This window comes from Metallosphaera yellowstonensis MK1 (assembly GCF_000243315.1).
GTDB lineage: Archaea > Thermoproteota > Thermoprotei_A > Sulfolobales > Sulfolobaceae > Metallosphaera > Metallosphaera yellowstonensis.
The window spans coordinates 102054-110503 of the sequence record NZ_JH597761.1; the positions used below are offsets into that span (position 1 = coordinate 102054).

The 8450-nt window shown below is 52.0% G+C and carries 9 protein-coding genes and 3 pseudogenes; 7 read left to right on the top strand and 5 right to left on the bottom strand.

Annotated features, from left to right (window positions below; genetic code table 11):
* The first annotated feature begins 99 nt into the window (after window positions 1-99).
* Window positions 100-246, top strand: a complete 147-nt coding sequence (locus METMK1DRAFT_RS17040) for a hypothetical protein (protein WP_009069954.1) — start codon at window positions 100-102, stop codon at window positions 244-246.
* A gap of 108 nt (window positions 247-354) precedes the next feature.
* Here the strand turns inward: METMK1DRAFT_RS17040 and METMK1DRAFT_RS17045 are convergent.
* The 3 genes and pseudogenes from METMK1DRAFT_RS17045 to METMK1DRAFT_RS18395 form a co-directional block, all read right to left on the bottom strand.
* Window positions 355-462 (bottom strand): annotated as a pseudogene (locus METMK1DRAFT_RS17045) (IS6 family transposase); the annotation flags it as partial.
* 3 nt (window positions 463-465) lie between these two features.
* On the bottom strand, window positions 466-657 hold the full coding sequence (locus tag METMK1DRAFT_RS01290; protein WP_009069956.1) for a hypothetical protein: 192 nt from the start codon (window positions 655-657) through the stop codon (window positions 466-468).
* 616 nt (window positions 658-1273) lie between these two features.
* Window positions 1274-1411: a hypothetical protein gene (locus METMK1DRAFT_RS18395; protein ID WP_009069960.1), complete on the bottom strand. Its 138-nt coding sequence runs from the start codon at window positions 1409-1411 to the stop codon at window positions 1274-1276.
* 218 nt (window positions 1412-1629) lie between these two features.
* Between METMK1DRAFT_RS18395 and METMK1DRAFT_RS01295 the strand changes: the two genes are divergently transcribed.
* Window positions 1630-2220, top strand: a complete 591-nt coding sequence (locus METMK1DRAFT_RS01295) for a zinc ribbon domain-containing protein (protein ID WP_009069962.1) — start codon at window positions 1630-1632, stop codon at window positions 2218-2220.
* A 257-nt stretch (window positions 2221-2477) separates the two neighbouring features.
* Here METMK1DRAFT_RS01295 and METMK1DRAFT_RS19630 read toward each other — a convergent pair.
* Window positions 2478-2657: pseudogene (locus METMK1DRAFT_RS19630) on the bottom strand (hypothetical protein).
* A gap of 174 nt (window positions 2658-2831) precedes the next feature.
* Here METMK1DRAFT_RS19630 and METMK1DRAFT_RS01300 point away from each other — a divergent pair.
* The 5 genes from METMK1DRAFT_RS01300 (at window position 2832) to METMK1DRAFT_RS01320 (ending at window position 7846) form a co-directional block, all read left to right on the top strand.
* The gene (locus METMK1DRAFT_RS01300; RefSeq protein ID WP_009069964.1) at window positions 2832-4187 is read left to right on the top strand and encodes a glycosyltransferase family 2 protein; all 1356 of its coding nucleotides are present in this window, start codon (window positions 2832-2834) and stop codon (window positions 4185-4187) included.
* A gap of 132 nt (window positions 4188-4319) precedes the next feature.
* On the top strand, window positions 4320-5561 hold the full coding sequence (locus tag METMK1DRAFT_RS01305; RefSeq protein WP_009069966.1) for an ABC transporter permease subunit: 1242 nt from the start codon (window positions 4320-4322) through the stop codon (window positions 5559-5561).
* The gene (locus tag METMK1DRAFT_RS01310; protein ID WP_009069969.1) at window positions 5558-6331 is read left to right on the top strand and encodes a hypothetical protein; all 774 of its coding nucleotides are present in this window, start codon (window positions 5558-5560) and stop codon (window positions 6329-6331) included. The genes METMK1DRAFT_RS01305 and METMK1DRAFT_RS01310 overlap by 4 nt, the downstream gene beginning before the upstream one ends.
* 16 nt (window positions 6332-6347) lie before the next feature.
* Window positions 6348-7121, top strand: coding sequence for a P-loop NTPase family protein (locus tag METMK1DRAFT_RS01315; RefSeq protein WP_009069970.1), 774 nt, complete (start codon window positions 6348-6350; stop codon window positions 7119-7121).
* The gene (locus tag METMK1DRAFT_RS01320) at window positions 7100-7846 is read left to right on the top strand and encodes an ABC transporter ATP-binding protein (protein WP_009069972.1); all 747 of its coding nucleotides are present in this window, start codon (window positions 7100-7102) and stop codon (window positions 7844-7846) included. Before METMK1DRAFT_RS01315 ends, METMK1DRAFT_RS01320 begins: the two co-directional genes overlap by 22 nt.
* 374 nt (window positions 7847-8220) lie before the next feature.
* On the opposite strand, the pseudogene METMK1DRAFT_RS19815 reads toward METMK1DRAFT_RS01320, so the two are convergent.
* Window positions 8221-8450, bottom strand: a pseudogene (locus METMK1DRAFT_RS19815) (hypothetical protein); the annotation flags it as partial.

Genomic DNA, 8450 nt, shown 5'->3' on the forward strand with positions numbered 1-8450 from the left:
AGATATTGATGTTGTTCTGCTCAAGAAGGGAAAGCCTTTCATCGCATACGAGGTGAAAACAAGTTCAGTGAGAGCGAAGCTAGGAGGACAATAGGAAGGATGAAAGATTTCGGAATTCCGAGGGCTGGATTAATAGGTATCTTAGAAGATCCCCCTAAATCTGAAGACAGTATAGGCCCAGATAGGCTAATAGAGATGGCGGATGAAATAAAGAAGAGGAGAAGAGACGAAGTGAATAACGAATAATATGAACGCTTTGTGAGTAACGTCGACAAGTTTACGTACGTCCGCGTTGTCTCTTTCCCGTACTAGAAAATTTGCCTTAATTTTCACGTTCGAGTGTGTCCAACAATTTTATTCACCTTGTTGTAAGAGGTTGTACAAGGTGAAGAACGCCTTAATCCACCTCAGTACTGAAGCCTTACTAGCATTGCGTGGAAAGTGTTTATCCATACTCGCAAGTGTTTACCCGTGGCGTAACTTTTCCTTACTTTTAATTACTTCTAATTCCACCACGGGCACCCCTCTTAAGGGATCATACAGGGTCACCCTTAACTCATTGGGGCTGGTCGAGGGAAACACCGCTACCCTCCCATCCACACCTTTATCACTCCCCAAACCTCGTGAGCAGTGCCCGTCATCAGTTAGGGGGATCATCAATAAAAACTACTTGGGTAATACTATATAAACATTACTTAATCAAAACGATATTTAGAAGTGATTAAAAATAACGAGTAGTTACGTAGAAGCGTTACAGTCTCATCCATCGAGGAGAAATCGTTTTCTTCCTAGAGCTTCTTAAGTACCTTGAGAGTGTTCTCGTTCACCTTGATGGTGGTCTTCTCCCCCATTTCCTTGTCGAGTATACTTTCTACTTTCCACATTAAAGGGTTTCTGCGGAACTCTCATCGGACATTGAAGTAAGTGAGGCAGGGAAGGACTACTTAGACACAGGAGTTTTCTCGTGGGCTCATGTGACGGTAAATGGATTACAACAGTTATTAGATTTCGCCTTGATTTCAGGTCGATATCCAAGGGAAAGTCCCATCACTGCAGTCGTGAGAAAACTCTCCTCGACCGAGCTAAAACTTAACTTGAGTGAGTACCACGGGTCCTCCATGACCCAGGTCTCAAAGAGCTTTTATGGCGTAGCAGTTACCAGATTTTACCTTGATTACAGGGCGCTACCTAAGGAAAAATCCCATAACTGCTGTATGGTGGAGGACGAGCTGTCGACCGTCACACGAACAAAACTCTCTATGTCATACTTTTGTCAGAGACCGTGAGGACGTACATATTCAGCCTTATTAGCATCTTGATTCCAAACCTTTATTAGCTGTCCCTCCTTTGTGGTGAAGTACTTTCTTTTGTAGGAGACCGTGAGGACGTACATATTCAGCCTTATTAGCATCTTGATTCCAAACCTTTATTAGCTGTCCCTCCTTTGTGGTGAAGTACTTTATGATGGACAGTAGTTATGGGAATCTCCCTTAGGTGTTGCCCTGTAACCTAGGTGAAATCTAATTGTTGCTGTAACTTAACCAGCTCGATATCGAAGATAGTGGAACGAAATCCCGTGGAACACGTAGATGCCGAAATTTTATTAAGAGTCCCCGCGATCTCTTAAACATGCAGAAGACCTTTCAGGGAGTGAACGTAAACCTTCAGCTCCTAGCCCAGAACCTGTACCAATGGTTCATCTCCAAGGGATATCAGGCCCAATTCTACGGTGCTGGGAACTACTACATAGTCCAGGCCAAGAAGACCGGTTTGCTCAGACACCTCTTCGCAGCGGACAGGGCCTTTACCGTCAAGTTGTTCGGAGGACAGGGGTACCTTGAGGTTAACACCGGACTCGCCAACTGGGTTAAGGCAGAGGACGTGACGGAGTCAGTTCTAGGAGACCTAATACTGGGTCCCGTGGGACTGGCGGTGGAGGGTTTGGAGAGCCTGTGGAACATCGAGATAGAGAGGCAAATAATGTCGGAGGTCGAGAGGCTTATAAACTCTGGGATGGTGTCAGGCCCTTACCCAGGTCAGTACGGCTACCCTGGAGGACAGCCAAATTTCCCTGGTGCGCAACCTACCTACCCAGGTTACCAACCACAGGGATACCCACAAGGGCCCCAGGGTTACCCACAGTATAAATACTGCAGGTCCTGCGGGAGTCAGAATCCTCCGAACGCAAGGTTCTGCTCCAACTGCGGTACTCAGCTCTAGTCGAGTCCTTGACCCATCTCACAAACACCTTTTTCCCTAGTATCTTGAAGGTTAGAGTAAGGGTCAAGTTTCGGTGTTGTAGCGTTGCTTTCCGCTACGGGGTAATCTAATGGTCGGTCTAGGGCCGAGTGAGGGAGCTGATCTCATTAGAGTGTAACGATTGCCTCCAACTGTAACCGTTTGTCCCTACACTTTCATTTCACTCACAGCAGATATGGGATTTCTCGTTAGGTGTAGCCTTGGAGTCAAGGCGAAATCTAATAACTGCTGTCACTCATTTTACGTTCAATCATGATGAAGTGTGGGGACTTTGCCCTCAACAACCTACCCGACTTCAAGGTAAGTCATGGGACTCCTTGGAGCCCAACGGCACGGGGCTCACATCCCGGATCACTCCCACCCCTTTGCGCATAGCCCACATCGGCGTGAGAGGTCATCCTTTATCAACAAAAAATTATAAATAATATAAAAAGATTTCTATTAATGTGAAAAAGGATTCAGCCCCTGACCAGTCGATGGCGTGGCGGTGATGCCTCTCTAGGACTCGTCGGGCTTCCTCTCCTTCGGCACTCTTTGGATCAAACTTATAACAGGTAGTATGAATAAAGCACATGGCTTCTCAAAGAATTCAAGAGAGGATCGAGGAATTCTGGAGGCAATACACGTTGGAGAGGAGCCAGGCAGTGAGGGTGTCTAGAGGGATGTTCCTCGTCTTCGTCTTTTCAGCCCTGCTCTTCACCTGGATGACCTTTACCACAAGGAAACCGTGGTCTCCCTTGACCGAGGCTAAGTACCTGTGGGACGTCTTCCTGCCGGTGACCCTACTCAGTGCCTGGGGACTTACCGTTAAGGAGGACAAACTGGGGAGGAGGGTTCAATCTGGCGGCTACACCGTGATATTCCAGGTTGTCACAAGGGGGGTCAACAAGGAGGCAGTGCTGAGATCGGTGTCGAGCGTGCTTTATTGGGCCCCCAAGTACCTGAGGAATTTCCAGGTCTGGGTGGTGACCGAGGAGGACGCAGACAGGGACTTCTTCGATTCCCTAGAGGCCAGGGTTCTCTACGTACCTAGGGACTACTCCACCCCCATGGGCTCCAGGTTCAAGACTAGGGCACTCCACTACGCTTCCAGGGTCAGGGTGGAGGAAGGGCTCAATAGGCGAGACGTATGGGTTTACTTCATGGATGAAGAGAGCGTTGTGGGGGAGGATACGGTGTTGGGGATAATATCATTCGTGGAGGATCAGGACAGGGAGGTAGGACAAGGGGTAATAACTTACCCCAACTTCTGGGGGAGGAACTTGCTGGTGTCCTATCAGGACAGCCTGAGGGTGGGGGACGACATGTCGAGGTTCAGACTTCAAGCCAAGTTAGGTAAGGTTTATCTAGGTCATCACGGATCCCACCTATTGGTGAGGGCCGACGTTGAGGGTAAGGTGGGTTGGGACTTCGGTAGCGTGAGGGCTGAGGATGCGGTCTTTGGGGGCTCGGTCACGGCCGAAGGTTACAGGTGGGGGTTCCTCCAGGGGTTCCTGTACGAGCAGAGTCCCTTCACCCTACAGGACTTCCTGAGGCAGAGGAGGAGGTGGGTCTGGGGCAAACTCGACCTGATGAGGAGAGTGCGGACTTCTAGGAAACTCAAGCTGATTCATGTCCTGGACCTCTCCCTATGGTTACTCTCCCTACCTTCAGAGGTGTTGGCAATCCTAAACCTGGTGTACCCCACCCCCATGCCCGGCCTTATTCCGTCACTGATCTCCTCCTTCTCCTTCGCCACAGTCCTGTACCTGTACTGGTTGGGGCACAACGTCAACGCCACGTTGGCAGGTAGTAAGTGGTTCCCCTCAGCTCTCCTGAACATCGCCCTGGTACCAGTCCTGGGTGGGATGGAGGCCCTCTCAGCATGGTACGGACTCCTGACCTATAGGAGGAGTTGGAGGATAGGCTTCGAGATCATCAGGAAGTGAAGGGATCCGTTGAGCTGGAAACGTGATGAAAGTCCAGAGCCTTAAGGATCCCGTTGACGAAACCGGTTGAAACTCAACGAAAACCCACATTACATAAAAAATATTTTAAGCTGGCCATCTCACCCGGGAACCATGAGAGCTAAGTACCTCCTCACCGCCTCGCTGGTCCTTTCCTTGGTTGCAGTACTCCTCTCCTTAGCCTCAGTCGACACCACTCAGTACTCCCTGGCATCATATGGTTACGGGAACGTGGCCTACCCACCACAGGATTGGAGGAGTGTACCTTGGGCCGTAGTACTAGGATACCTTCCCAACGCGTCTGTGACCACGGCTGGGGGGAACCTCTCCGTGAGCTCAGTGACCCCCATCAGTCTAAACAGTTACGAACTTTACGTCTACCAGGTCAGGGGCGTAGTTCAGCCCTATTACTTCCTTTCAGTTCCTTCCCTGATATTGGCTCTAACCTCCTCCCTCCTGGCCTTCAAGTCGACCTTCGCCCTCTTCTACGAGAGGGTCACTGGGGAGACCCTGAACTTGTCGGGAGTCGGAACCCTGAAGAACTTCCTCAAAAAGAGGACGACGTCGTACCTCGTGACGCTCTTCATCTCGTCCTCCGCCGGGGTAGCCCTTGAGGTCTTGGCTCTCCACAGACCCCTGGAGAGGGCCCTGAAGGACCTGATAACCATGGACATGGGCGTCAGTAGGGTCTACGGCATATCCTCCACACTGGTAGTATTGGAGGGTCTATCCTTCACCTCCCTCTTGATAGCCATAACCTTCACTGTCTCGGTGGTCCTCTCGGTGGTAGTGGTCGTGTACTCCCTCTCTTCCACAAACCTCAGAAGGGTAGTCAGCTCTTGGAGGTACATAGGTTCAGCAATAGCCACTTGGGTCCTCAGCGAGGCCCTCATTTACCTCTTTCACTTCCAGCTGGGAGTATTGCCTATAGGCAGGCCGGAGAGGTCATTGACCGGGTATCTGATCCTCCCATTCGTGGCCCTCTTTATCCCCTACGTTGGGATCTTGGCCAACAGGGTCTATTCTACCGCCAGCATCTTTAAGCCACCCCGGGAGGTGGGGGAATTGAAGAATTTGGGAAAGGACGTCATTCTTCACAAGCACGTTCTGGGACACGTCTCCGTGGTCATGCTCAACGGCATATCCTCAGCCTTCGTGGAGATGTTGATAGGCGAGGCCATGGCCGAGGTCATATTCGGCTGGCCTGGTATAGGTACTGTCTTGAGGGTCGCCGTGTCCCACGGGGACATGACCGTGGCCGAGGGATCCATGTTGAGTTTCTCCCTCATCTTGATACTCTCAGCTTACGTCACCGACCTGGTCTACGGAATCCTGGACCCGAGGGTGAGAAGATGAGCAGGAGGTTGAAGTTTGCACTGATCCTCTTCCTGGCCATAAGCCTGGGCTCCCTAGTCCTGAGCGAGGTGGAACTCCCCAAGGGAGAACCGGGCCTCCCTCCCAGCTTGACGTACCCCATGGGGACCTCACTCGACGGCGAGAACATGGTCACTCTGAACGCTGAGGCCGTGTGGGACACCGTGCTCTTCGGTCTCCTGAGCGGGGCCATAACTACAGTGATCACTTCCTTGTCCTCCCTGGCAGTTTACGGTAGGTTCAGGGTGAGGGGAGTCCTGGTGAGGTTGGCTGACGCCGTTAACTCGCTCCCCAGACTTCCCTTCCTCCTGGTTTTAGCCCTCATCCTGGGGACCCCCACGGGTAGTGGTATAGCCATGAACTTCTTCCTCACTGCGTTGGTCGTCTCTCTCACCGGGGTGGGACAGTTCATGAGGCAGGGGATAGAGTTCTTCGAGGCAGACCAGACATTCAGGAGCCTCAGGGAGGTGGGTATCGTACTCAGGAGGAGAGCCAGGTTCGTGGTGACCAGGATGGGGATAACGTTCTACCTTCCAGCGTTCGTTGACGGGATAACAGCGTTCACTGGTATAGGAGTGGTGGGAGGAGTGGGGGACCCCCTCTACCCCACACTGACCACACTACTCAACGTGGCTGCCAGTTTCCTGTACCTCTGGTGGATATTCCTAGTCCCTGCACTTTTCAGGGCGTTACTCTTGGTCTCAGTCCTCATCCTTGCAGATGAGGTGAGGGAAAACGTTAAGGTTAATTGAGGTCAGCACCTCCTACTTGAGGGAGGTGTCCCTGGATGTGGAGAAGGAGAGGGTCACGGGGCTACTGGCACTGGACCAGATCATGAAGAGGGAGTTGGCTGAAGTTTTGATCGGTTACAAGGAGTTCAAGGGGGAGTTACTGATCGACGGTAAGAGGTTGACCACTGATGAGTTGAGGGGGGTAAGATGGAGGAGGATAGCCTATATCCCTCCAGATCCCTCCAGTCTGTTCGATCCTCTGTATGACGTGAGGTCTCACGTGTTAGAGGTATCCAGGGCTCACGGAATCGAGGAGAATGTGGCCGTCACAGACTTCGTGGAGACCCTAGAGGACTTCGACTTAAGGGAGGATTTGCTGGACGAGTTTCCCCACATGTTGGACGAGTATGAAATCAACGTCTCTGCCTTGGCACTCGCCCTTTCCGTCTCCCCGGACTACGTGATATTGCACGACCCCAGTCGCGGTCTGGACGAGTTGGAGTTGGCCTATTACCTCAAGGTGGCCCAAAGGGTCTTCAAGGAGATCGACGCAGGTTTCTTGGTCATGGACTCTGACCCAAAGGTGATGGAGATCACGGACGTGAAGTACGTTGGGCATGGGGGCATGATCCTGGAAGTGGTGAGGGGGGAGTACATGCACCCCTTCAGCTTGGACGTGACATCCCTGAGGTTTCCCCTGACCTTCAGGATAGGTCAGGGTTGTCCTTACTGGGAGTGTAGGCTCAGGGGAGAGGGCTGTGAAGTCGACCCACCCAAGGGTGAGTTGAGGTGCGTGAAGATATCTCGCTGAGTGTGGCGTCCTTCGGGATACTGAGGGACGTGAACCTCCAGGTTTCAGGGTTAGGTTGCCTCTTCACTACCGATAAGAGGAGTAGGGCGGATCTCATATCTTACTTTAGGGAAAGTGGGGGCGTATGGGTGGTAACGAACTCCCCCCTGAAGGGGGAACTGAAGGTCAGTGAGGTACTCGAGGAATGTTGTGGAGACCACGCCTCTAGAGTGTACTTCACTTACTTCCAGGACAAGAGGCTTGACGACCTGGAGCCCTTCGAGAACGCACTCATGAGGCTAGCTGTGGGGTACTCCAGGTCTTACAGTAAGTTTGTATTGGAGGGCTTCGTGAGGACAATAGATAGACCTAGGAGACGGTCCTTTCTCGAGATCCTATCAGATCTGGTGGACAGATTTCACGTGAGCCTGCTCTTGGTGAGCTCGGTATTCATGAGGGAGTGCCCGCACTATTACGTCTTGTACGGCGGGAGGATCCTGGAGGAGGGGTCCGGAGAACCGTTACACCCCTACTCCAGGCTCTTGAGCAGACCCGAGTCCACGGAGAGGAGGCTCAACCCTCCGTCCCTCACCGGCTGTCCCTTCAGGAGGGATTGCCGATACGCCAAGGGTGACAGGGAGTTACTGGCCAGATGTTCCCGCGACCTCCCTAAGGGTTTGAAGATCAACGAGCATACTGTTTCCTGTTGGTACCTGAAGGACAACTTGGACGTCGGGAGGGGTTAAACCTCGTCGTTGTAGATTCCCTTGAAGGACTCGGTGGTCGTCCCTCTCCAAAAGCCTTGAGCCCCCCGTGTCTCAAAGATGTCTACCTCGACCTTCCCAGAGTCTTCGGAAGGGAGTTGTGAGACCTTCCCTTTAAGGTCTCCTCAAAACTGAGGATGGTTTTCGTGTAGTTATCTGACCTTTCCTTAATTGACGTCCTGTTTTCAAGGGAAATCTAAATAATTACTATTCGTCAGCAGTTATGGGATTTCTCGTTAAGTGTGGCCTTGAAGTCGAGGCTAAATGTAATAACTGCTGTATTCGTAATAAAAACGAATGACAAGTTTTGCCCCTTCTAGGGGCATGATACTATTTTCCGATGTTGAATTACGTGCTCAGTGCCCTACTTTAATTTTCCAGCCGAGATGACTAACTTGGAAATAGGGGAGACCGGTTTTCCCCGAATTCACGGTCCACCCCTCGACCTCTACCCCTGGGGCCCTCCCCACGACCAGGTTGACCAGGCACATCCAGGAGTAGGCCCAGAACTTGAGCACGGCCTCGAGCGCCTGACCCCCGAAGCTCGTCTCCCTGACTGCCTCTCCGGACCCCCTCCTCACTGCTG

Coding starts and splice junctions, on each gene's coding strand:
- METMK1DRAFT_RS17040 (WP_009069954.1), top strand. CDS start 100: ATGAAAGATTTCGGAATTCCGAGGGCTGGATTAATAGGTATCTTAGAA.
- METMK1DRAFT_RS01290 (WP_009069956.1), bottom strand. CDS start 657: ATGATCCCCCTAACTGATGACGGGCACTGCTCACGAGGTTTGGGGAGT.
- METMK1DRAFT_RS18395 (WP_009069960.1), bottom strand. CDS start 1,411: ATGCTAATAAGGCTGAATATGTACGTCCTCACGGTCTCCTACAAAAGA.
- METMK1DRAFT_RS01295 (WP_009069962.1), top strand. CDS start 1,630: ATGCAGAAGACCTTTCAGGGAGTGAACGTAAACCTTCAGCTCCTAGCC.
- METMK1DRAFT_RS01300 (WP_009069964.1), top strand. CDS start 2,832: ATGGCTTCTCAAAGAATTCAAGAGAGGATCGAGGAATTCTGGAGGCAA.
- METMK1DRAFT_RS01305 (WP_009069966.1), top strand. CDS start 4,320: ATGAGAGCTAAGTACCTCCTCACCGCCTCGCTGGTCCTTTCCTTGGTT.
- METMK1DRAFT_RS01310 (WP_009069969.1), top strand. CDS start 5,558: ATGAGCAGGAGGTTGAAGTTTGCACTGATCCTCTTCCTGGCCATAAGC.